The 21,851-nt window shown below is 71.5% G+C and carries 21 protein-coding genes; 6 read left to right on the top strand and 15 right to left on the bottom strand.

Annotated features, from left to right (window positions below; all coding sequences use genetic code 11):
* The first annotated feature begins 121 nt into the window (after positions 1-121).
* Complete coding sequence (locus FB391_RS16865) at positions 122-2,617, top strand: transglycosylase domain-containing protein (protein ID WP_246093585.1); 2,496 nt, start codon at positions 122-124, stop codon at positions 2,615-2,617.
* Positions 2,618-2,665: 48 nt separating this feature from the next.
* Complete coding sequence (locus FB391_RS16870) at positions 2,666-3,058, top strand: nuclear transport factor 2 family protein (protein ID WP_141896251.1); 393 nt, start codon at positions 2,666-2,668, stop codon at positions 3,056-3,058.
* Positions 3,059-3,196: 138 nt separating this feature from the next.
* On the opposite strand, the gene FB391_RS16875 is transcribed toward FB391_RS16870, so the two are convergent.
* From FB391_RS16875 to FB391_RS16885, 3 genes are all read right to left on the bottom strand, one after another.
* The gene (locus tag FB391_RS16875) at positions 3,197-4,174 is read right to left on the bottom strand and encodes a zinc-binding dehydrogenase (protein ID WP_141896252.1); all 978 of its coding nucleotides are present in this window, start codon (positions 4,172-4,174) and stop codon (positions 3,197-3,199) included.
* A 29-nt stretch (positions 4,175-4,203) separates the two neighbouring features.
* Entirely contained in the window at positions 4,204-4,770 is a 567-nt protein-coding gene (locus FB391_RS16880; RefSeq protein ID WP_141896253.1) for a dihydrofolate reductase family protein, read from the bottom strand.
* A 108-nt stretch (positions 4,771-4,878) separates the two neighbouring features.
* The gene (locus FB391_RS16885) at positions 4,879-5,799 is read right to left on the bottom strand and encodes a DMT family transporter (protein WP_141896254.1); all 921 of its coding nucleotides are present in this window, start codon (positions 5,797-5,799) and stop codon (positions 4,879-4,881) included.
* A 68-nt stretch (positions 5,800-5,867) separates the two neighbouring features.
* On the opposite strand from FB391_RS16885, the gene pdxR reads away from it, so the two are divergent.
* A complete protein-coding gene (gene pdxR, locus FB391_RS16890; protein WP_141896340.1) occupies positions 5,868-7,277 on the top strand; it encodes a MocR-like pyridoxine biosynthesis transcription factor PdxR in 1,410 nt (469 codons plus the stop codon).
* Between the two features lie 23 nt (positions 7,278-7,300).
* Here pdxR and FB391_RS16895 read toward each other — a convergent pair whose 3' ends face one another.
* The 4 genes from FB391_RS16895 to FB391_RS16910 form a co-directional block, all read right to left on the bottom strand.
* Positions 7,301-7,972 carry a Type 1 glutamine amidotransferase-like domain-containing protein gene (locus FB391_RS16895; protein WP_141896255.1) on the bottom strand — a complete coding sequence of 224 codons (672 nt, stop codon included), beginning with the start codon at positions 7,970-7,972 and terminating at the stop codon, positions 7,301-7,303.
* A gap of 161 nt (positions 7,973-8,133) precedes the next feature.
* Complete coding sequence (locus FB391_RS16900) at positions 8,134-8,898, bottom strand: SDR family oxidoreductase (protein WP_141896256.1); 765 nt, start codon at positions 8,896-8,898, stop codon at positions 8,134-8,136.
* A gap of 79 nt (positions 8,899-8,977) precedes the next feature.
* A complete protein-coding gene (locus tag FB391_RS16905) occupies positions 8,978-9,397 on the bottom strand; it encodes a sigma-70 family RNA polymerase sigma factor family protein (protein WP_141896257.1) in 420 nt (139 codons plus the stop codon).
* On the bottom strand, positions 9,394-10,278 hold the full coding sequence (locus FB391_RS16910; RefSeq protein ID WP_141896258.1) for an RNA polymerase sigma-70 factor: 885 nt from the start codon (positions 10,276-10,278) through the stop codon (positions 9,394-9,396). Before FB391_RS16910 ends, FB391_RS16905 begins: the two co-directional genes overlap by 4 nt.
* A gap of 233 nt (positions 10,279-10,511) precedes the next feature.
* Here FB391_RS16910 and FB391_RS16915 point away from each other — a divergent pair, with 233 nt between their 5' ends.
* On the top strand, positions 10,512-11,462 hold the full coding sequence (locus FB391_RS16915) for an alpha/beta hydrolase (RefSeq protein WP_141896259.1): 951 nt from the start codon (positions 10,512-10,514) through the stop codon (positions 11,460-11,462).
* Between the two features lie 38 nt (positions 11,463-11,500).
* Positions 11,501-12,256 carry an alpha/beta fold hydrolase gene (locus tag FB391_RS16920; protein ID WP_141896260.1) on the top strand — a complete coding sequence of 252 codons (756 nt, stop codon included), beginning with the start codon at positions 11,501-11,503 and terminating at the stop codon, positions 12,254-12,256.
* 120 nt (positions 12,257-12,376) lie between these two features.
* Here FB391_RS16920 and FB391_RS16925 read toward each other — a convergent pair whose 3' ends face one another.
* Both FB391_RS16925 and FB391_RS16930 read right to left on the bottom strand, forming a co-directional pair.
* Positions 12,377-13,081: a DJ-1/PfpI family protein gene (locus FB391_RS16925; protein ID WP_141896261.1), complete on the bottom strand. Its 705-nt coding sequence runs from the start codon at positions 13,079-13,081 to the stop codon at positions 12,377-12,379.
* Positions 13,082-13,126: 45 nt separating this feature from the next.
* Entirely contained in the window at positions 13,127-14,077 is a 951-nt protein-coding gene (locus FB391_RS16930; protein ID WP_141896262.1) for a 1-phosphofructokinase family hexose kinase, read from the bottom strand.
* A 250-nt stretch (positions 14,078-14,327) separates the two neighbouring features.
* Here FB391_RS16930 and FB391_RS16935 point away from each other — a divergent pair, with 250 nt between their 5' ends.
* On the top strand, positions 14,328-15,239 hold the full coding sequence (locus FB391_RS16935) for an alpha/beta hydrolase (RefSeq protein WP_221886320.1): 912 nt from the start codon (positions 14,328-14,330) through the stop codon (positions 15,237-15,239).
* Positions 15,240-15,266: 27 nt separating this feature from the next.
* Here FB391_RS16935 and FB391_RS16940 read toward each other — a convergent pair whose 3' ends face one another.
* The 6 genes from FB391_RS16940 to FB391_RS16965 are packed head-to-tail and all read right to left on the bottom strand — an operon-like array spanning position 15,267 to position 21,832.
* Positions 15,267-16,316: a LacI family DNA-binding transcriptional regulator gene (locus FB391_RS16940; protein ID WP_221886321.1), complete on the bottom strand. Its 1,050-nt coding sequence runs from the start codon at positions 16,314-16,316 to the stop codon at positions 15,267-15,269.
* A gap of 4 nt (positions 16,317-16,320) precedes the next feature.
* Positions 16,321-17,112, bottom strand: a complete 792-nt coding sequence (locus tag FB391_RS16945; RefSeq protein ID WP_141896264.1) for an alpha/beta hydrolase — start codon at positions 17,110-17,112, stop codon at positions 16,321-16,323.
* Positions 17,109-17,930, bottom strand: a complete 822-nt coding sequence (locus FB391_RS16950; protein ID WP_246093586.1) for a carbohydrate ABC transporter permease — start codon at positions 17,928-17,930, stop codon at positions 17,109-17,111. Before FB391_RS16950 ends, FB391_RS16945 begins: the two co-directional genes overlap by 4 nt.
* Before the next feature lie 10 nt (positions 17,931-17,940).
* On the bottom strand, positions 17,941-18,891 hold the full coding sequence (locus FB391_RS16955; protein WP_141896266.1) for a carbohydrate ABC transporter permease: 951 nt from the start codon (positions 18,889-18,891) through the stop codon (positions 17,941-17,943).
* 9 nt (positions 18,892-18,900) lie between these two features.
* On the bottom strand, positions 18,901-20,199 hold the full coding sequence (locus FB391_RS16960; protein WP_141896267.1) for an ABC transporter substrate-binding protein: 1,299 nt from the start codon (positions 20,197-20,199) through the stop codon (positions 18,901-18,903).
* A 16-nt stretch (positions 20,200-20,215) separates the two neighbouring features.
* Positions 20,216-21,832, bottom strand: coding sequence for an FAD-dependent oxidoreductase (locus FB391_RS16965; RefSeq protein ID WP_221886323.1), 1,617 nt, complete (start codon positions 21,830-21,832; stop codon positions 20,216-20,218).
* Between the last annotated feature and the right edge of the window lie 19 nt (positions 21,833-21,851).

Below are 21,851 nucleotides of genomic sequence, written 5' to 3' on the forward strand. Positions count from 1 at the left end.
GAGGCATCCCGGACACCGCGTGTCCTCATCCGCGACGCACCCGTCGAACGCGTCACGGTCGCACCCTCTCGCGGTCGGACCGGACGTCTGTCATCCTGGGCTCAGCAGGTAGGTAGCCGCCGTGAAGCAACCATCAGAGGTCTCTTCGCCGGTCGCGTCGATACCGCGGACCCGGCGCACGGTCGCCGGGGTGCTCGGCGGCATCATCGGGCTGCTGGGGCTCAGTGCGATCGCGGGGGTCCTGATCGTGGCGCCCCTGGCGCCGGCCATCGCGATCTCGGGCACCGCGGCGAGCACCGCCGTCTCGCTGTTCGACAGCATGCCGAGCTACCTCGAGATCGATCGGCTCATGCTGCCCACGACGATCTACGCGCGGGATCCGCAGACCGGACAGGACGTCGAGCTGACCTCGTTCTACGACCAGAACCGCGTTCCGGTCTCGTTCGACCAGGTCTCGGTCGTCATGTACGACGCGATCCTGGCGTCCGAGGACCCGCGCTTCTACGAGCACGGCGGCGTCGACATCCTCGGCACGACGCGGGCGCTCATCAGCAACGTCCAGGGCGGGCAGACCCAGGGCGGCTCCTCGATCAGCCAGCAGTACGTCAAGAACGTGCTGGTGCAGCGGTGCGAGCGGGATGCCGCCGCCACCGACACCGCCACGCGCGACGAGGTGCTGCGCGCGTGCTGGCTCGACGCGACGGACGCGAGCGGCGTCGACGGATATCAGCGCAAGCTGCAGGAGATCCGCTACGCCGTCGCGGTCGAGCAGGAGTACTCGAAGAACGACATCCTGCTGGGCTACCTGAACATCGCCAACTTCGGCGGGACGACGTACGGCATCGAGGCCGCCGCGCGCTACTACTTCAGCACCACCGCCGCACAGCTCACGCTCGGGCAGGCGGCGACCTTGGCGGGGATCGTGCAGAACCCGAACACGTTCCGCATCGACCGGCCCGGAGGTTCGATCCCGGGTGCCGACGGGGCGGCCTTCAACAAGGCTGCCGACGGCTCGGTCGAGGACGTCACCCCCGGCACGCTCGCGGCGCTGGACACGCTGCTCGCCAAGGGAGCGATCACGCAGGAGCAGTACCTCGCCGCGGCGGATGGCTACAGTGCCACCAAGGGGCGCCAGCTGTACGTGCTGGACCGGATGCGAGAAGACGGGCGCATCACCGAGGAGCAGTACGTGGCCGCGGCCCTCGAGCCGATCGTCCCGGTGCTGCAGCCGGCGCTCACCGGATGCGCGGCGACCGGCGCACCGTTCTTCTGCCAGTACGTGGTGAACACGGTGCGCTCGGACCCCGACTATGCGAGCACCTTCGGCGAGACTGCCCAGGACCGTCAGCGCTCACTCACCCGCGACGGCCTCAACATCTACACGACGCTCGACTGGCGGCTGCAGAGTGTCTCGCAGGACGCGATGCAGCGCTACGTCCCCCAGTCGGTGGGAGGCATGGACTTCGGCGCCGCGAGCGTCAGCATCGAAGCGGCCACCGGACGCATCCTGGCGATCAGCCAGAACAACCTCTTCACCGAGGATCGCGACCTCGCCGCCACCAACCCGGCGTACACGTCGCTCGTCTACGCGGGTGATCTCGTGCACGGCGCCTCGAAGGGCTTCCCGACGGGATCGACCTTCAAGCTGTTCACCCTCGTCGACTGGCTCGAGAAGGGGCACACCCTCACGCAGAGCGTCAACGGCACTCTGCGGATGATCCCGCGCATGGCCGACCGGTGCGAGGGCCCGTGGATCAACCAGGAGAAGCACATCGTCCGCAACTTCGGCGGCGTGCCGGGCTACACCGGCACACCGCTGCAGTTCACCGCTCAATCCCTCAACAGCGGGTACATCGGCATGGCGGAGCAGCTCGACCTCTGCGACATCGAGGAGGTCACCGCGCGCCTGGGCGTGACCCGCGGCGACGGGACGCCCGTCGACATCGACGGCGCGGCGGCGATCATCGGCACGAACAACATCGCGCCCGTCGCGCTGGCGTCGGCGTACGCCGCGATCGCGAACAACGGCGTCTACTGCGTGCCGCGCGTGATCGAGCGGGTGACCGACGCCGACGGCACCGAGATCGCGGTGCCCGGCGATCGCTGCACGCAGGTCGTCGATCCGGGGGTGGCGGCCGCCGCGGCGCTGGCGCTGCAGGGCGTCACCCGCAGCGGAGGCACGGGCGCCGGGGGCAACCCGAACGACGGCACGCCGACGATCGGCAAGACCGGCACGCACGAGCAGTATCAGACCTGGTTCGTCCAGTCGAACACGCGGGTGACCACGACGGCCTGGGTGGGCAACGCCAACGGCTTCGGCGACCTGTTCCACACCTCGTACAACGGCCGGCTGCTGTCGTCGCTCCGGCTCCCCATCGTGCGCGACATCCAGGCGGTCGCCGATCAGCTCTACCCGGGCGGCGCCTTCCCCGCTCCTCCGGCCGAGCTGGTGGGACGCCCGGCCACGCCCGCGCCGTCCACCCCGCCGCCGAACACGCCGGCGCCCCCGCCCGACACCCCCGATCCCGGCCCCGACCCCGGCACAGGCGGTGGCCCGGGCGGTGGTGGCCCCGGTGGCGGAGGCCCCGGGGACGGCGGAGGCCGCGGCAACGGCTGACCCGTCACACGCGCCCGGTCAGCCCACGGACCGGGCTAGCGTGGGCACGTGGAGATCGCCGAAGCACGCCGATTCGCGCAGGAGTGGGTCGCGGCGTGGAACGCCCATGACCTCGACGGGGTACTCTCGCACTTCGCCGACGACGCAGAGTTCACCTCGCCCGTCGCGGCGCAGCTGCTTCCCGAGACGGGAGGGGTGCTGCGCGGCAAGGAGGCGATCCGCGCCTACTGGGCCGTCGGGCTCGAGCGCATCCCCGATCTGCGGTTCGAGGTTGTCGACGTGTACACCGGCGTCGACCTCATCGTCATCCACTACCGCAACCACACCGGGGGCCTCGTCAACGAAGTGCTGCACCTCGGCCCCGACGGCCTCGTGATCAGCGGCGGAGGCACTTACCTCGTCGCCGACGCGGCAGCCGGCAGCGGCGTCCAGCCCGCCTGAGACGCCACCGGCGCGTCGAGACCGGGGATCCCGGCCGACACCGGTGGCCACGACCCCTGGCCCGGCCAGAACCCCCGGTCTCAGCGACCGGATCCTCGGTCTCGGGATCGGGATGCCGCCGGCGGGACCGCTGGCGCGTCAGGGGCGCAGCAGCACCTTGCCCACGCGGCCCGGACGCGCGCTCGCCTCGACGGCCGCGCGCACGTCGTCGAACGAGTGGATGCTGTCGACTGGGAGCGTCAGACGCCCGCTGCCGACCAGCCCGAACAGCTCGCCGAACAGGGCGCGCCGAGTCTCGGACGACATGGCGGCCGAGACCTTGCTGCCCCAGAACCCCTTCACGACCGCCTGCTTGAAGATGAGGTCGCCCGACGACAGCTCCATGCGGTCCGACGCCATCGCGCCGAACGACACGAGCGTGCCGCCGTCGGCGAGCAGGTGCAGCAGATCGCCCGAGGCCGAGCCGCCCACCGAGTCCACCGCCGCGCGGATCGGCCGCTCGCCCGCGAGCTCCCTCACCCGCTCCCGCCACGCGGGGTCGGCGGTCGCGACGACATCGGGGATGCCCGCGGCGGCCAGCTCTGCGGCATCCGCTTCTCTTCTCACGATGCCGATGACGTGGATGCCGCGACTCGCGCCGATCTGCGCCACCAGGCGGCCGACCGTGCCGTTCGCCGTGTTCTGGACGATCACGTCGCCTTCGCCGACCTCGAGGAAGTCGACCAGCGAGATGGCGCTGAACGGCATGGAGATGAGCTGCGCGGCGACCTCGTCGGGGATGCCGTCCGGTACCGGGACGACGGCACCGGCCTTCGCGAGCGCGAACTCCGACCAGACGCCGAACGTCCCGCCGCTCGCGACCCGCTGGCCCACTTCGATGCCCTCGACCTCGTCGCCGATCGCGTCGACGATGCCGACCGCTTCGGTGCCGGCGCGGGCGGGCAGGTCGGGCTTGAAGCCGTAGGTGCCGCGGATGGTCCACAGGTCGTGGTTGTGGATGGGCGCGAGCAGGACGCGCAGGCGCACCTCGCGCGGGCCGGGGTCGGGCAGGGGCAGGTCTTCGACGCCGAGCACCTGGGCCGGGTCGCCGAACTCGTGATGGACGATCGCACGCACGGGCTGAGCCTACGCTCCGTGCCGGCGCGTCAGCCGAGAGGCGGGCGGTCGAGCACCGTCGGCATGTACTCGAGCAGCTGGCTGCGCCGGTCGAACGTGCGGGCCTCGACGAGGTCGAGCCGCACGTCGGGGTAGCCGTCGAAGATGCGCTCCTGCCCGGTCGCCCCCGTGATCACCGGGAACACCACGACGCGGTAGCGGTCGACCAGTCCCGCCACGAGCAGGGAGCGGCACAGCGACACGCTGCCGAGGGTCCGCAGCGGCCGGTCCGACTCCTCCTTGAGCCGGCGCACGAACTCGACGGCGTCCTCGCGGATGAGCGTGGAGTTCTGCCACGTGAGCGGCTCTTCGAGCGTCGACGAGAACACGTACTTCTGGACCCCGTTGAGCACGTCGGTCCCCTCCTCACCGCCGGCGGTGAGCTCCGACATGACGCGGTACGTGGTCGCGCCCATCAGGATCGGATGGTCCTGCTCGGGAAGGTCTTCGAGCCACTTCAGGTACTCCGGGCCTTCCAGCCCCCACCAGCCGGGCCATCCCTCTGCCGCGCCGTAGCCGTCGAGCGACATGATGAAGTCGATCGTCAAGGTCTGCATCCGAGCCTCCTTCGCGTGCGGTTCCCCGCGGTCTCGCGCAGGAACACGTGTCGAGCGGCGCTTCGTCTCGCTGGCGCTCGCTCAGCACGAGCGCGCTCGCGCCCGAGCCTAGGCCGGTGACCGGCGCGACGGAACCCCGGGCGAGGTCACGGCGGCGCGCGCTCGCAGCTGCCCGCGGAAGCCGATCGCGAGGCCCGCGGCGACGAGCGCCATGCCCGCCCACACGAGCGGTGCGGGCGCCGGGGCGCCGAGCAGTACGGCGGTGAGGACGGATGCCGGCGCCGCGATGCCGGCGCACAGCCCCGCGCGATCCGCGCCCAGCCTGGTCACCGCAGCGAACCACAGCACGAAGGCGGCAGCCGTGACGGCGAGTCCGAGGTAGAGCACGGGCACGATGCTCCGCAGCAGAGCCTGCGGATCGGGCCGTTCGACGATCAGCGCGAGTGCGCCGAATGCGGCGGCTGCCACGACGCACGTCCAGGCGGTGTAGCCGACCGCGCCGAGCCTGGCCGCGCCGCGCGCGGCGCAGAGCGTGAACGCGGCCTCGCAGGCGACCAGCCCGGCCGCGCACAGCAGGCCGATCGCGTCGGTGCGGCCCCATCCGGTGACGAGCACGGCACCCGCCGACACCACGAGCCCGCCCAGCACGAGACGCGCCGACGGCACGCGGCCGGCACCGATCGGAGCGGCGATCGCGAGCACGAGCGGGATGCAGGCCACGGCCGAGCCGAGCACCGCCGGCTCGGCGTGCTGCACGCCGACGATCATGACGAGGTTGAATCCGACGAGCCCCGCCGCAGCGCCCGCGACGGCCCAGCCGACGTCCGCGAGAGCGGGATGCCGAAGGCGCCGGCCCGAACGGTGCGACCGCACGACGAGCACCGCGGTGACGACGGCGGCGGCGAGCGCGTAGCGACCCGCCTGCACCGAGAAGGACGGCAATGCGCCGGTCGCGCCGATCACGGCGACGCTGCTGCCGGTGAGGGCCATGGCGAGGATGCCGCTCGCTGCGGCGGTCGAGGAACGCATCGGTCCACTGTGCGCCGGGTCTGGATCAGTGACCAGGGCCACGGCGACGTGGATAATCTGGTCCAGTGATGCTCGGACTCGATCCCGCCGAGGCGCCTCCCGGCCGCCGCGCGGACTGGCTCGCCGCACGTCTGCGCGCGGCCATCGCCGACGGCACGCTGGCGGCGGGATCCTATGTCCCGCCGGGTCGCGAGCTCGCGGCAGATCTCGGGTTCGCCCGCGGCACGGTCGTCGAGGCCTACCAGAGGCTGGTCGAAGAGACGCTGCTGGTCGCGGAGCCGCGACGCGGCATCCGGGTCGAAGCGCGGTCCCGCTCGGCGCATGCCGCGAACGGAATGGTCCACGCATCCACCGGCAGGACGACCGCCGGGGGACCGCAGCCCAGCGAGGCTCACGGCGTGGTCGACCTCGCGCACGGCGTCCCCGACGTGAGCGCTTTCCCTCGCGCCGCGTGGCTGCGGGCGGAGCGCGAGGTGCTGGACGCCGCCACCGCCGCTCAGCTCGGCTACCCGGATCCCGCAGGCATGCCCGAGCTGCGCGAGACCCTGGCCGAGTGGCTCGCCCGCTCCCGCGGCGTCGCAGCGCCGCCCGACCGTGTGCTGGTGACCGGCGGCGTCGCCGGGTCGCTCAGCCTGCTGGCGCAGGTCCTGGCCGCGCGCGACGAGCGCGTCATCGCCGTGGAGGACCCGAGTGCGGCGGGATCGCGGCTCCTGCTCGAGCGATGGATGCCCGGCGTCGCCGGCGTCGCGGTCGACGACGACGGGATCGACGTCGGCGCCCTCTCGGCCACCGGAGCGCGCACCGCCGTCGTGACGCCGGCGCACCAGTACCCCACGGGCGTCGTGCTCGCGCCGGACCGCCGGCGTGCGCTGCTGAGCTGGGCGCGCGACAGCGCCGGCCTGATCGTCGAGGACGACTACGACGCCGAGCACCGCTACGACCGCCGCCCCGTGCGCGCGCTGCAGCCGGCCGAGCCCGATCGCGTGGCGTACACGTCGAGCCTCTCGAAGACGCTCGCACCCGCGCTGCGCATGGGGTGGCTGGTGCCACCGGCGGCCCTGCACGGCGACCTCGTGGGGCTCCGGCAGGCGACCGACCTCGGACCGCCCGCGATCCCGCAGCTCGCGCTCGCCCTGCTGCTGCGCCGCGGGATCGTCGAACGGCACCTGCGCACCGTCCGGGTCCGGCACCGCCGGCGCCGCGACGCCCTCGTCGACGGCCTGCGCGCGGCGTTCCCGGACGTGCGCATCGGCGGCGTCGCGGCCGGACTCCACCTCGTCGTCGACACCGAGGGCGCCGACGATGCCGAACTCGCCGCACGGCTGGCCGCGCAGGGGATCGCCGTCCAGCCGCTGTCGACACTGCACCTCGGCGCGCCCGCGCGTTCCGGCCTCGTGCTGCACTACGGCGGCCAACCCGAGCACGTGCTGGCCGCGGCATCCCCTCGCATCGCCGCGGTGCTGCGGGCGTCCCGCTGACGCACCCGCTGCGGCGGCCCGGGTCAGTCGTGCAGCAGCTCCCAGTGGCCCTCCGAGATCACCTCGACCGCGCCGCCCACCACCGAGATCGCCGTCTGATCGTCGATCGCGTAGGCAGGTCCGGTGATCTGCGGCGCCCACCGGCGCGCGGCCTCGAGCGTGTTCTCGTCCCACCCCGGGTAGTCCAGGTGGGGGAAGATCGAGAAGTCCACCAACCCGAGCGTCTCGTCGGTGCCGTCGGGCCGCCAGTCGACGAATTCCCGGCCGATGCGCGGGGTCATCACCATGCTCCCGGCGCTCACGCCGACCCACACCGTGTCGGCGAGCGTCGGGAGCAGATCGGCGAGTCCGGACTCCCGCATCCACGTCGCCAGGAAGACCGCTTCGCCGCCGTCGGCCAGCAGCACGTCGGCCTCGCGCACCCACGGGTGCCAGCGCTCCTCGGCGATGCTCGGCAGTGCGGTCAGCTCGAGGACGCCGACCGACTTCCAGCCCAGGCCCGTGAGGCTCGGGTCGTCGCCCCAGCGATCGACCGTGGCGTCGTAGACCGACTGGGGCGAGCACATCGGCTGCCCCCACTGCGCCGTCGGGATGAACAGCGCCCGCGACTGTGCGATCGGCCTGCCGAGCATCGCCACCAGGGCCTCGCGGATGCTGTCGTTGCGGATCCCGCCCGACGTGAGCAGCAGCTTCATGGTGTGTCCTCCCGGCGTCGTCGACGGCACACTAGTGCGCCCTCGACGAGCCCGCCCCGATGGGCGGGGCGTTTCGCCTCGCTTCGTCGCTCCCACGCCGGAACGGTCGGATGCCGCCACCCGGGCCGTCAGGGGGCCCGGGTGGCGGCATCCACCAGGGGTCAGGCGTGCACGCGCGGGGGGTTCGCGGGCAGCCACTCGTCGAGCGTGGTCTCGAACAGCAGCGCACCCTCGACGGGGACGAGCGTGCGCTCCTCGACGACCGCGCCGTAGTACGGGGCGGTGTCGTCGCGGACGACGGTGCGCGGGTCACCGCGGAACTCGAGCGCGCGGCGCGCCCACTCGTCCATGCCGTACTGCTCCGGACCGGCGATCTCGAGGTCGCCGTTCACCGGGGCACCGGCGGCGGTGCGGGCGACGGCCGTCGAGACGTCCTCCGCGGCGATCGGCTGCACGAGCGCACCGGGAAGGCGGACGGTGTCGCCGTCGGTCGAGACGTCGGCGATGCTGCCCACGAACTCGAAGAACTGCGTGGCGTGCACTAGCGAGAACGGCACGCCCGACTCGCGGATCAGCTTCTCCTGAGCGGTCTTGGCGCGGAAGTACGGGATGTCCTGCGGGCGGTTCGTGCCGACGATCGTGAGGGCGACGTGGTGCCCGACGCCGGCGGCCTTCTCGGCCTCGAGCAGGTTCGTCGTCGACGCCGTGAAGAAGTCGAGCACGTCCTGCTCGGCGAACGACGGCGAGTTCGACACGTCGACGACGACGTCGGCGCCGGCGAGCGCCTCGGCGACACCCTCGCCGGTGACGCTGTTCACGCCCGTGTTGGGCGACGCGGCGATCGCCTCGTGTCCGTGCGCCTGCAGCTTCGAGACCACCTTCGAGCCGATCAGCCCGGTTCCGCCGATGACGACGATCTTTGCCATGTTCGTGCCTTTCTGGGTTCGCGAGCGCGGGGACGCACTCACCAGCTACGACAGCGACCAGGTGCCGGTTGTGACAGCGTCACGCGTTCCAGCTGCGCAGCTTGTCGGGATTCACGACCGCCCAGACGTCCGAGACGGCGCGGCCGCGCAGCCGGAAGCTCACGACACCCAGCACTGTGCCTTCCGTGCGGACCGTGAGGCCCGGCATCCCGTTGACCTCCGCGTCAGCGATGACGACATCGGGGTAGGCCGACAGGACCGACGACATCGTGGCCGCCACGGGCAGGTCGCCCGACAGGTCGCGCACCGACAGGCGCGTCTTGCCGCCGCTGTCGACCAGCAGCTGCACGTCGGGGGTGAACAGCGCGGCGAGCGCCGCGGCATCCTGCGCCTGCCATGCGGTGCGGACGGCCCGCACGACGTCGGCCTGGCGGCGATGGACCGCCAGGCGCAGGGCCGCGGCATCCGCGCGCTTTCCCGAGAACCTCCATGCGCTCATGCGGCGGGTGCCATCGTGACGTGGGCCAGCTTGTCGGGGCTCATGATCCACAGCAGGTGGTCGATCCCGTCGTCGGTCGCGGTGATGGTGAGGGCGGTCGTGACGACGCCGTCCTCGGACAGGGTGATGCCCGGACGTCCGTTGATCTCGACCCAGTCGACCTGCTTGCCGGTCCAGAAGTGGCTCGAGAACGCCGCGACGAACTTCGCCACACGCGCCTGGCCGCGCACCGGGATGCGGGCAGCCAGCTTGGCGCCGTTGCCGTCGGTGTAGCTGACCACGTCGGCGACGAACAGCCGCTCGAGCTGCTCGGTCTCGCCCCGCTGCGCGGCGGTGAGGAACGCCTCGAGCAGCCGGCGCTGCTCGGTGGCGGCCACCTGCGCGCGCTTCTCGGATGCGAGGTGCTTGCGCGCACGGCTCACCAGCTGGCGCGCGGACGCCTCGGAGCTCTGCACGATCTCCGCGATGCGGTCATAGGGGTAGTCCAGCGCCTCGCGCAGCACGTACGCCGCGCGCTCGGTCGGCGTGAGCTTCTCGAGCAGCAGCAGCACGGCGTACTCCAGCGCCTCGCCGCGCTCGGCGCCGAGGGCGGGATCGTCCTCGGTGTTCACCGGCTCGGGGAGCCACGGCCCGATGTACGTCTCGCGGCGCGCGTGCGCGGACTGCATCGCGTTGATCGACAGGCGCGTGGTGATCGTCGCGAGGAACGCGGCGGGCTCGCGCACCTCGGCGCGGTCGGTCTGCTGCCAGCGGATCCACACGTCCTGCACGATGTCCTCCGCGTCCGAGACGGTGCCGAGCATCCGGTACGCGATGCCGAACAGGCGCCGCCGTGACTGCTCGAACTGCTCTGTCGCCGAGTCCATGCGCTGGTCGGTCATCTCGCGCCTTTCTCCACCTTGGGGGACGAGTGGATGCCGCGGCCCGCTGCCGATCGCACGCGCGCACGACGCACCCACCCATGACGGTCTACACGAGCTTCGACAGGGCAGCCACCCGATCTGTGACACCGAATGCAGGAGAAGACCGAAATCGACGGATCCGTCACAGCCGCATGGCACCTCCGGTCTTCGCTTGCACACCGGGTCGTCAGCCCGCTCACGGAAGGAACGCCATGACCGACCACACCCTCCAGCCCGAGGCGCAGGCCTTCGCCGACGCCGCCGCCCAGCCTCCGACCCTCGCAGAGCGCGGCGTCGACGGCGCCCGTGCCCTTCTCGACGAGGTGCAGGCCGCCCCGGTCGACAAGCCCGACGTCGACGAGGAGTGGATCACCGTCCCCGCCGCCGTCGGCGACGTGCCCGTCCGCATCGTCACGCCGGTCGGCGTGTCCGGGCCGCTGCCCGTCGTGCTGTACATCCACGGCGGCGGCTGGGTGCTCGGCAACGCCGGCACCCACGACCGCCTGGTGCGCGAGCTGGCCGTGGGCGCGAACGCCGCGGTGGTGTTCGTCGAGTACACGCGATCGCCCGAGGCGCGGCATCCCGTCGCCGTCGAGCAGGCGTACGCGACCGCCCGCTGGATCATGGACGAGGGCGAGAAGCGCGGGCTGGATGCCTCTCGCCTCGCGATCGCCGGCGACTCGGTCGGCGGCAACATGGCGGCCGTCGTGGCGCTGCTGGCCACCAAGCGCGGGGATGTGTCGTTCATCCACCAGTCGCTGTACTACCCGGTCACCGACGCCGCGATGGACACCGAGAGCTACCGCGAGTTCGCCGAGGGGTTCCACCTGCGCGCGGACGCCATGGCGTGGTTCTGGGACAACTACCTGCCTGACGTCGCCGCGCGCCACGACCAGACGGCCTCCCCGCTGCGGGCGCCCATCGATGAGCTGCGCGGTCTTCCCGAGACGCTGCTCATCGTCGACGAGAACGACGTGCTGCGCGACGAGGGCGAGCAGTACGGCCGCCACCTGATCCAGGCGGGTGTGCGCACCACTCTCGTGCGCTACGACGCCACGATCCACGACTTCATGATGCTGAACCCGCTCCGACCGTCGGCGGCGACCACCGCCGCGGTCGAGCAGGCCATCCACGTCCTGCGCAAGGCCTTTGCGCAGGGCTGACCCACCACCACCAGATCGAGTTCAGAGAGAAGCAGACAATGGAAATCCGCAAGCCCACCATCGTGCTCGTCCACGGCGCCTTCGCCGAGTCCGCCTCGTGGAACGGCGTCATCGAGCGCCTCCAGGCGAAGGGCGTCCACGCCGTCGCCGTCGCCAACCCGTTGCGCAGCCTCGCGGGCGACGCCCAGTACGTGCGCGACGTCATCGCGTCGATCGACGGGCCCGTCGTGCTCGTCGGGCACTCGTACGGCGGCCTGGTGATCACCGAGGCGGCATCGCGCAACGAGCAGGTCGTCGGTCTCGTGTACGCGTCGGCGTTCGCGCCCGAGACGGGCGAGAGCGCGTTCTCGCTGTCGGCGACCGCCCCAGGCAGCACGCTCGGCGAGTCGCTCGCCGTCTACCCCGTCGCGACCGGCGGCAACGAGTTCGCCATCCGCATCGACGCGTTCCACGAGCAGTTCGCCGCCGACGCGCCAGAGGCGCAGGCCGCGCTGATGGCCGCGACGCAGCGTCCGGTGACCGAGGCGGCCCTGACCGACGGCCTGCCCACCGACCGCCCGGCGTGGAAGGACATCCCTTCGTGGCACGTGTTCGGCGACCAGGACCACAACATCCCCGTGGCCGTGTTCCGCGCCGGTGCCGAGCGCGCCGGCTCTCGCGGCACGACCGAGGTCGCGGGCGCCTCTCACGCGATCAGCGTGTCGCAGCCCGACGCGGTGGTCGCGACGATCGCCGCCGCCGGCCGCGCGTACGTCGAGGGCCGTTCCGAGACCGTCGGCGCGTCCGCGCAGTGAGATCCGGCGGCGCCCCGGTCACCGTCCGGCCGGGGCGCCGCCGTCTGCGCGTCCGCGCAGCCCGTCGGCCCAGCCCGTCGGCTCAGCGCGTCGGCCAGCGCGACCGCCCGGAGCGGACCGCTATCCGACCGGCTCGACGCGTCCGGCCAAGCGCGCGGCAGCACGGCGAACGACGGGCTCGCGCAGCTCGCGGCGCGTCTGGAGCGTCGACGAGACCTGACCCGCGTCCGCTTCTGGTCGCGAGGGGTGGCCGGCGTCGAACGGCGGAGCGGGGTCGTACTCGTACCCGAGCTGCACCGCCCGAGCGGTCTGGGGATCGAAGACCTCCGCGAGCACGGTCAGCGCGAAGTCCAGTCCGGCCGTCACACCGCCGCCGGTGATGAGGTCGCCGTCTCGCACGACCCGTTCCTCCACCGGGACGGCGCCCAGCAGTTCGAGCATCGCGTGCGAGTTCCAGTGGGTCGTCGCGCGGCGCCCCACGAGCAGCCCCGCCGCGCCGAGCAGGAAGGCCCCGGTGCACACGCTCGTGATGAACCGGGCCCCCGCGGCCTGACGGCGCACGAAGTCGAGCGTCTCGTCGTCCTCCAGCAGCTCGAACACCCCCTGCCCGCCCGGGATCATCAGCACATCGGCCTGCGGCGCCGTCGCGAAGTCGACGGTCGGCACGATCGCGAACCCGGCGTCCGTGACGACGGGACTCCGGTCCTTCCACACGAGGTCGACGCTCGCCCCTGGCGGCGACGAGAAGAACTGCGCGGGCCCGGTGAGGTCGAGCTGCGTGACGTTGGGGAACAGCAGAGCGAGAAAGCGCACGGGGCGGGTCATGACGAGAGTCTGCCGTGCCGCCGGGCTCCGCGCGAAGCTTCGGAGTCAGACGGTCACGGGCTCCAGCCCCTGTTCGAGCCGCTCGACGTCCTCGGCCCGGCACAGGTCCGTCGCGGGGAGCGCCGCTGTGGCCGAGCCGGCCGCGACGCCCGAGCGGAACGCCTCGCCCAGCGAACGGCCCTGCGCAAGCCGCAGCACGAGGGCGCCGAGGAAGCTGTCGCCCGCGCCGACGGCGCTCTGCACGTCGACAGGGGGCGTCGGCAGGCGCAGCGCTTCTTCGGCGGTGACCAGCACCGCACCGGAGCCGCCGAGCGTGAGCGCGACGACCTGGCACGAGCCACGGCCGACGAGCTCGCGGGCGGCCTCGATCAGGCCGATCTCGTCGGTCTCGGGCGCTCCCACCAGCTCGCGCAGCTCGCGCTTGCTGGGCTTGATGAGGAACACGCCCTCCTCCAGTGCGGCGGTCAGCGCGTCGCCGGAGGTGTCGACGACGCAGTGCGAGTCGTGCTCCCGGGTGATGCGGGCGATCTGCGCGTACAGGTCGTCGGGTGCGCCGGGCGGCAGGCTGCCGCTGGTCACGACGAACCCGCCGACGGGGAAGTCGTCGGCGACCGCCGACAGCAGCGCCCGCCACTCCGGCTCCGACAGCTCGGGCCCCTGCAGCACGAACCGGAACTGCTCGCCCGTCGACGTCTCGTCCACCGTGAAACTCTCGCGCGTGGCATCCGCGATCCCCACCATGCGACTGGCGATGCCCTCGCGGTCGAGCAGCTGCCGGTACGCCTGGCCCGTCGGACCGCCGGCCGCGTAGACGGCCAGTGAGTGCCCGCCGAGGTTGCGGACGACCCGCGAGACGTTGACGCCGCCCCCGCCCGGGTCCAGTCGCGTCGGCCCGCAGCGCATCTTGCTCTCGGGCATCACGCGCGGTGTCGACGTCGACACGTCGAGCGCGGGATTGGGCGTGACCGTCAGGATCGGCAGATGCGCGAGGGCCATGCCCACAGAGTACGGGTGGATGCCGGCGCCCGCGCGATGCCGGCGGCGCGGGATCCCGCCGATGCCGCCCGCGTGTGCCGCGCCTCCGCTCCCGACAGGTCAACCGGCCTTCATCAGGAGGGTTCCGCCCGATCTGTCCTGGACAACCGCGGTTGACCTGTTGAACGGGTCAGAACGGGGCCGCACCGCATACCGGGGCACTAGCGTGAGCAGCACATCCGTCAGTCACCCCCCGGACGAAGGACACGGCGTGGACATCACCCAGATCGACCCTGCGCTTCGCGAGGTCACCCGCAAGGCACCGAGGATGAACCTGGAGAACCCGGTGGTGCTGTGGGCGATCACGTCGCTGTCGCGATTCATGCCCGGCGCCAAGGTCGACGGCGTCGAGCGTCGTATCGTGCGCGACGGCGACGTACGCGCGCGCGTCTACCTCCCGGCCGAGACCACCGGCGCGGGGCTGCTCTGGATCCACGGGGGCGGACTCGTCCTCGGCGCGGCCGCCATGGACGACCGCACGAGCAGCGAGGTCGCCCGCGAAACCGGCGCGGTCGTGGTCTCGGTCGACTACCGGCTTGCACCCCGGCATCCCTTCCCCGCCGCCATCGACGACTGCGCGGCCGCCTTCGCATGGTTCGTCGCGCACGCCGGAGAGTTCGGCGTCGACCCGGGACGCATCGCGGTCGGCGGTCAGAGCGCGGGCGGGGGCCTCGCCGCCGCCCTCACCCAGCGCCTCGTCGACGCGCAGACCCCGCCCGCCGCACAGTGGCTGTTCTGCCCGATGCTCGACGACCGCACCGCCGCCGACCGTGCGCGAGACGAGGTCGATCACTTCGTCTGGAACAACCGCGCGAACCTCGTGGGCTGGCGCTCGTACCTCGGAGACCGGGTCGGCGCGGACGCGCTGCCGCCGTACGCGGCACCCGCTCGCCGCGACGATCTCAGGGGTCTGCCCCCGACGTGGATCTACACCTCGGACGCCGAGCTGTTCTTCGACGAGGACGTCGCCTATGCCCGCGCACTCGAAGACGCGGGCGTGCCGGTGACCCTCGACGTCGTGTCGGGCGCCGCCCACGGCTTCGAGGCCTGGGCGCCCGACACCGAGCCGGCGCGGGCGCTGCAGGCGCGGGCGCGCGCGTGGCTGGGAGCCCGGCTGCGCTGAGGCCCGGCCCGCACGTCGCGCGTCGCGTCAGGAGCGGCGCGGGCTCGCGAGCGTCGATCCGGCGGCGATCTGGCAGTCCAGCATGACCCTCCGCTCGGCCTCCGACACGGTCCCGGGCTCGTTGATGAGCTTCCACAGCAGCTTCACCGCGGCGGCTCCGAGCTCGGTCCGCGGAGCCACCAGCCGCGTGACGTCACGACCACCGGCGCTGCCGTTGTCGCGGCCGCTCAACGCGATGACCGACATGCCGTCCGGAACGCCCACGCCCGTGCGCTCCAGGACGTCCCCGACCGCCGCCACCTGCGCGGGGTCCTCGATCAGCACCACGGTGGGCGCGGCATCCTCGATCGCGGCGATCGCCTGCGACGCCGACGAGGACTCGACCACGTCGTGCGCGACCGCCTCACCCGACGAGGCCAGAGCCTCCAGGAACCCCGCGAGGCGGTCCTGGGTGGACTCGGCCTGGAAGGGCAGGCGCAGGTAGAGGAACCGGCGATGCCCGAGCGCGAGGGCGCGACGGGTGAGGTCTGCGACGGCCGTCGCGTAGTCCACGCCGACGTAGGGGATCCGCTCGTCGCCGTCGCGACGGCCGACGGCGACGAACGGGTAGTCCAGCTCGACGAGCTCGCGCAGCTCGTCCTTGTCCATCTCGCGACCGAGCAGGACGCACCCGTCGGCCAGGCGCAGGCGCGTGCCCGGCTGCAACAGGCGTCGCTTGCCCTCGAGCACGGGGGCGCTCGTGAACACGAGCAGGTCGGCGCCGAGGTCCTCGGCCGCCGACTCCACGCCCGTGAGCAGCGGCACGTAGAAGTCCGCGCTCTCATACGGGAACGCGGGTTCGTAGGTGAAGACGCCGAGGAGGTTGTTGGACTGTCCGGCCAGCATGCGCGCCGCCGGGTCCGCGGCGTACGCGGTCTCTTGCAGCAGGTCGAGCACGCGCTGCCGCGTCGACTCCGAGATGCGCATCGTCGTGTCGGTGCGGCCGCTCAGGACGAGCGACACCGTCGCCTGGCTCACGCCGGCCAGCTCGGCGATCTGCTTCTGCGTCAGACGTTTGGTTCGGCCCGAGCCCGCCACGCGATCACCCTTCCTCAGCTGCGGACGCGTCCCGCGGCGTCCGGCCCACCCAGGCGGCGACGACATCGAAGAGCCGAGCCGTCGCCGGCAGATCGGCGTCGAGCTGCCAGCTGTGGGTGCACTCCGTCTGCGCAGAGCCACAGTAGTACAGCGTCACGTCGTCGCCCCGTATCAGCGCCTCGTCGACGTACTCGCGCGTGGACGCGGAGAAGAAGTCGTGCGCGCTCGTGGCCGCGAGCAGCGGCGGTGGCGCCGCGGTGAGCCGTCGCCGCAGCGCGAGCGGGTCGTCGCGCTCGAGGCGGTCCGCGTGCTCGCCGCCGACGGTGAGGGTCGAGAGGTAGCCGGGGAAGCGGGCCTCCTGATCCGGGCTGCGCGGACGGCGCAGCGCGTCCAGCGACAGGGCGCCGCACAGGGTGACGAGCAGGTCCGGCGCCTCGTCCGTGCCGAGCGACCGCAGGGTGTGCAGCGCGACCGCATGCGCGCCCGCCGAGTCCCCGAGCAGGACCACGCGCAAGACCCCGCGAGACCTCGCCCACCGCATCGCGTCGCCGATGTCGGCCACCATGTCGCGCACGGGGTCGTCCGGACGCCGGCGGTATGCGATCGCCGCGACGTCCAGCCCACGGGCCGACAGCCCCTCGGCCGTCGTCGCCATGAGAGACCGATCGCCGGTGTACCAGGCTCCGCCGTGGACGGCGACGACGAGGGCGTCGGATGCCGCCTCGGCGTCGTACATCGTCAGCAGCTGGTCGTCCCGCCCGCCGTAGTGGAGCTCGCGGGCTCCGGCCGGCGTCATCCCTTCAGTCCTGTCTGGCTGAGCCCCTCGACGAACTGCCGCTGCGCGAAGAGGAACACGATGAGCACCGGCACCGCGGTCATGGTGGCGGCAGCCAGCTGGACGTTCCACTGCTGGCCTCCATAGGCGTCGGTGTACCGCGTGAGGGCCTGCGGCAGCGTGAACAGCTCCGGCGACTGGAGGTAGACCGTCGGCTCGAGGTACAGGTTCCACGTATGGAGGAACGTGAAGATCGCGACCGCGGCGAGCGCGGACTTCGCCAACGGCATGCTGATCCGCCACCAGATCCCGGCTCGCGTGAGGCCGTCGAGCGTCGCCGCCTCTTCGAGCTCGACCGGCAGCGTGATGAAGAACTGCCGCATGATGAACGTCGCCAGCACACTCGGTGCGCCGAATGTCGACACGAGCAGCAGCGGCCAGTGCGTGTTGATCAGGCCGAGCGTGTTGAACATCTGGAACAGCGGAACGATCGTGACCTCGCTCGGGACGAGCAGGCCTGCCAGCACGATGAGGAACAGGAAGTCCGCGCCGGGGAAGCGGATGCGCGCGAACGCGTACCCGGCCATCGCCGAGAACAGCATCGTCGCGGCCGTCACCACGATGGCGATGTACATGCTGTTGAAGTACTGCAGCGCGAACGGCTGTAGCGTCACCGCATCGATGTACGGCTGGACCGTCGGGTTCTGCGGCAGCAGCGTCGGCGGGAAGGCGAAGATCTCGTTGATCGGCTTGAACGACGACGTGATCATCCACCAGGTGGGGAACACGAACGGGATCGAGATCACCGCGCACAGCACGATGAGCAGGACCCGGGTCACCCGGCGACGCTCAGTTCTCATAGTGCACCCACCGCTTCCGCAGCTGCCACTGGACGATCGTGAGCACCAGGACGATGACGAACAGCAGCAGCGCGAGCGTCGATCCGTAGCCGAACCGGTGGAACTCGAACGCCTGCTGGTACAGGTAGTAGACGAGCACGGTCGTCGACAGGCCGGGTCCGCCGGCCGTCAGCACCGCGATCTGCGCGAAGACCTGCAGCGCACCCACGATGGTGATGATGACCGTCAGCAGCAGGGTGGGCGAGATCATCGGCAGCGTGATGCTGCGGAAGATCCGCCACGACCCGGCGCCGTCGATGGCGGCCGCCTCGGTCAGCTCCCGGGGCACGCCCTGCAGGGCGGCGAGGAACAGCACCATGTTCAGGCCGACGTTCTTGAACACCTGCACCACGATGACGCTGAGCATCGCGGTCGGTCCTTCGCGCAGCCAGTTCGGCCCCTCGATGCCGACGAGCTGCAGCAGCCCGTTGATCCCACCGTCGTCCTGCAGGAGGAAGCCCCACACGATCGTCCAGGCGACGACCGACACGACGACCGGCGAGAAGAACACCGTGCGGAAGAACGTCGTCGCGCCGAACCTGCGGTTCAGCAGCACGGCCAGGAACAGGGCGAGCGAGATGTTGCCCACGACGACGCCGACGCAGAACACGGCGGTCGCCCACAGCACCGACGGCAGGTTCGGGTCGTGGAAGAGCTTCTCGATGTTGTCGGTTCCGACGAACGTGAACGTGCCTGCCAGGACGTTCCACTCGTGGAAGTTGTAGTACGCGATCAGCCCGAGCGGGATGAACACGAAGATCAGGATGCCGAGCACCTGCGGTGCCACGAACAGATACCCGGTGATGATGTCCGCTCGGCGGTGAGCGCGTCGCCGTCCGGCGGCACGGCCGCTCGGGAGGCGGGTCGCCTCTGCGAGCGGCCGCGTCGTCGTTGTCGTCATGTGAGTGGATCAGCCTCCGAGAAGCGGCTGCATGGCGGTGCAGACGTCGCCGAGGACGCCCGGGACGTCGGCATCCGGAACCCACATCGCGTCGAGGGCGGAACGCACCGTCTGCTGGATCTCGGCCGAGTTGGTGTGCGAAGGACGCACCACGCCGGTCTTCATCGCGGGCACCACGACATCGGCCAGCTGCGCCTCGGTCAGCACCGGGTTCGCCGCGGCGAGGGTCTCGGCGTTGATCTGCGACTCGCGCGCAGGCGGGAAGAACTGCGCCAGCTTCTTCGAGTTCTCAGGATTGGTGAAGAACGCGATGAAGTCCGCGGAGGCCTGCGGGTGCTCGCCCTGTGCGATCGCTGCGAGGCCGGCCTGGCCCACCATCGCGTAGTCGCCGTCGGGTCCTTCCGGAAGCGGCAGGAGGTCCCAGGACGCGATTCCGGAGTCCGCCAGCAGCGATGCGCGCGAGATCTGCGACACCGTGAACGCGGACTCGCCGGCGAAGAAGTCGGCCGTGGTGCCCGGCCCGGGCATCGAGTTGCTCGTGAACGCGGCGTCGTGCAGGAACTCGAACGCCCCGGCCATCTCGTCGGAGTCCATCGTGCAGGTGGCGCCGTCCTCGCTCCACGGCGTCGCGCCCCACCCGTTCCAGACCGTCGACAGCAGGTCCCAGGTCTGGTATTCGAAGTCGCGGATCACGAAGCCCGCCTTGCCGGTCGCCTGGTTCACCGCCGAGCCCGCCGCCGAGACGTCGTCCCACGTCCACGAGCCGTCGGCGAGCATGTCCGCGCCGGCCGGCTGTCCGGCTGCGGCGAGCAGGTCGTTGTTCACGAAGACGACGAACGGCGACGTCGAGAACGGGTACGCGACCAGGTCGCCGTCGCCGTTGCGCCACAGCTTCGTCGCGGCATCCGAGACGTCGTCGAGCTCGTAGCCCTCCGTGCCTGCGAACGTCTGCTCGAGCGGCACCAGCGCGCCCGACGACACGAAGTCCGGCGCGGCGTTCTCGAGGATCCACGCCATGTCGGGAGCGTTGCCGCCCGCGATCTGAGTGGTGAGGGTGCTGGAGTAGCTCGCGAAGTCGAGGGGATCGAACGTGATGCTCTTGATCTCGGGATGGTCCGCCATGTACTCGTCGGCGATCTCGTCGAACAGCGCGAGGTGCGGTTCGGCCGAGGTCCACACCGTCATCCGCAGCTCGATGTCGGTCGCGGTCTCGGAGGTTGCGGGGGCCGGGCCGCCCGCGCAGCCCGCCAGGGCGAGTGAGGCGACAGCTAGCGTGCCCGCTGCGGTCAGCCACTTTGCTGATCTCATGGTGATTGCTCCTTGTTCAGTATCCCGACACGTCGGGCCAGTGCAGCTCGACGCCGTGGAGTGTTAGCAGGGACTGGAACTCCTCCAGCAGCGGAGGAGTGTTGCGGACCGCGCGGGGATCCACCGCGCGGTCCAGGCAGAAGGCCGCTAGCCAGCCTGCCGCCTCGCCGATCGCCCACTCCACCGGATGGAGCCGGAAGGCGCCGTTGGTGAGATGGGTGGTGCCGACGTTCTTGCCCGCAGGGAGGAGGTTCTGCATGCGCACCGGCAGCAGGCATCCCAGCGGAATCTCGAAGGGGACGGACGGCACGTCGATGTAGTTGTCGCCGCCGGTCGACGGATGCAGGTCGATGCGGTACATCCCGACGCCGACCGAATCCGGGAAGGTCGCCGGCAGCGCATCGCCCTTCACTGCCACCGAGAGGTGGTTCTCGGTCACGGTGAACTCCGACACGATGCGCCGCGATTCCCGGATGTACGGCGCCTGCGCGAGGCCGTCCGGGGTGCCGGTGATATCGCCCCGAAGCCGCAGGCCGGGCCACCCGGATCCGCCGTCGGGGCGCGGCGCCTCGGTCTGCAGCCAGTACAGCATCGAGAGCGACAGCTGGCGCGCGCGCTCCAGATGATCGGCGGCATCGGGCGTGTCGATGACGGAGCCGTCGAGGTAGTCGATCATCGGCCAGTTCACGAGGACGATGTCGCTGTCGAGGAATCCGGGCTCGAGCGCCTTGCGCGACAGGATGCGCCGGAAGATCCAGAGCTCCTCGTCGCCGCCCCCGGCGCGCTGGTCGGCGATCCGCGCGAACGGGTCGTCGTCGATCGTGGGGGTGAACGTGCGCGTCACGATCTCGAGCGTGCGAGGGTGGGGGCCCGTGAGGCTCAGCAGCCGTGCACCCCAGAAGTCGGGCTGGTAGCCCGCCCAGTAGTCGTAGTCCCGCGGCTTCTCGATGGTGTGGTCCTCGCCCTCGACGTGGTCGATGACGAAGCACCACGACAGCGCCTGCACGTTGTCGGGACGATACGCGTCCGCGGCGTTCGGCTCGCCGGTCATCTCACGAGACTCGGCGCCGACGACGTACTCCGTGCCGGTGAGAGGCAGCAGCTCGCCGGTCTCGGTCGCGTCGAGCACGAACTCGCCGGCCACCGCGAGCGTCGACCCGTCGGCGACGCTCTCGAGCACGACCTCCGTGACCCGGTCCGTCTCGGTCGCGGCCGACACCGGCCGCATGCCGCGCAGCACCCGCAGGCGCCCGGAGCTGAGGTGCGGGGCGAGCATCTCGTCGATCACGGCGACGGCGACCCGCGGCTCGGCGCAGATCCGGCTGACGAGCCCCGCGCCGGGGTTGAGCCGCGGCTCACGCAGCGCACGATCCGTCAGCGGGTAGTTGCGCCGGTAGTAGTCGCGGATGCCGTCGCGCAGTCGCCGGTACGACGCATTGGCGCCGAACTGCTCGATCCACGTGTGCTCGTCGGCCGGCACGGCCTGGCTGGTCAGCTGACCGCCCAGCCAGTCGTACTGCTCCGAAAGGACCACGGTTCGGCCGGCACGAAGGGCGGCCAGTGCGGCGGCCACGCCGCCGAGGCCTCCGCCGATGATCACGATGTCGGCTTGAATCTGGTGCACTCTCGGCATCCCTCTCTTCGATCCGTCG

The sequence above is a fragment of the Microbacterium kyungheense genome (assembly GCF_006783905.1).
GTDB classification, from domain to species: domain Bacteria; phylum Actinomycetota; class Actinomycetes; order Actinomycetales; family Microbacteriaceae; genus Microbacterium; species Microbacterium kyungheense.

What these genes read in the sequence shown, in the direction of transcription:
- FB391_RS16920 (WP_141896260.1), top strand. Translation starts at nt 11,501, where the DNA reads ATGGAAATCCGCAAGCCCACCATCGTGCTCGTCCACGGCGCCTTCGCC.
- FB391_RS16880 (WP_141896253.1), bottom strand. Translation starts at nt 4,770, where the DNA reads ATGCAGACCTTGACGATCGACTTCATCATGTCGCTCGACGGCTACGGC.
- FB391_RS16945 (WP_141896264.1), bottom strand. Translation starts at nt 17,112, where the DNA reads ATGACGCCGGCCGGAGCCCGCGAGCTCCACTACGGCGGGCGGGACGAC.
- FB391_RS16965 (WP_221886323.1), bottom strand. Translation starts at nt 21,832, where the DNA reads ATGCCGAGAGTGCACCAGATTCAAGCCGACATCGTGATCATCGGCGGA.
- FB391_RS16925 (WP_141896261.1), bottom strand. Translation starts at nt 13,081, where the DNA reads ATGACCCGCCCCGTGCGCTTTCTCGCTCTGCTGTTCCCCAACGTCACG.
- FB391_RS16960 (WP_141896267.1), bottom strand. Translation starts at nt 20,199, where the DNA reads ATGAGATCAGCAAAGTGGCTGACCGCAGCGGGCACGCTAGCTGTCGCC.
- pdxR (WP_141896340.1), top strand. Translation starts at nt 5,868, where the DNA reads ATGCTCGGACTCGATCCCGCCGAGGCGCCTCCCGGCCGCCGCGCGGAC.
- FB391_RS16885 (WP_141896254.1), bottom strand. Translation starts at nt 5,799, where the DNA reads ATGCGTTCCTCGACCGCCGCAGCGAGCGGCATCCTCGCCATGGCCCTC.
- FB391_RS16930 (WP_141896262.1), bottom strand. Translation starts at nt 14,077, where the DNA reads ATGGCCCTCGCGCATCTGCCGATCCTGACGGTCACGCCCAATCCCGCG.
- FB391_RS16905 (WP_141896257.1), bottom strand. Translation starts at nt 9,397, where the DNA reads ATGAGCGCATGGAGGTTCTCGGGAAAGCGCGCGGATGCCGCGGCCCTG.
- FB391_RS16955 (WP_141896266.1), bottom strand. Translation starts at nt 18,891, where the DNA reads ATGACGACAACGACGACGCGGCCGCTCGCAGAGGCGACCCGCCTCCCG.
- FB391_RS16900 (WP_141896256.1), bottom strand. Translation starts at nt 8,898, where the DNA reads ATGGCAAAGATCGTCGTCATCGGCGGAACCGGGCTGATCGGCTCGAAG.
- FB391_RS16915 (WP_141896259.1), top strand. Translation starts at nt 10,512, where the DNA reads ATGACCGACCACACCCTCCAGCCCGAGGCGCAGGCCTTCGCCGACGCC.
- FB391_RS16895 (WP_141896255.1), bottom strand. Translation starts at nt 7,972, where the DNA reads ATGAAGCTGCTGCTCACGTCGGGCGGGATCCGCAACGACAGCATCCGC.
- FB391_RS16910 (WP_141896258.1), bottom strand. Translation starts at nt 10,278, where the DNA reads ATGACCGACCAGCGCATGGACTCGGCGACAGAGCAGTTCGAGCAGTCA.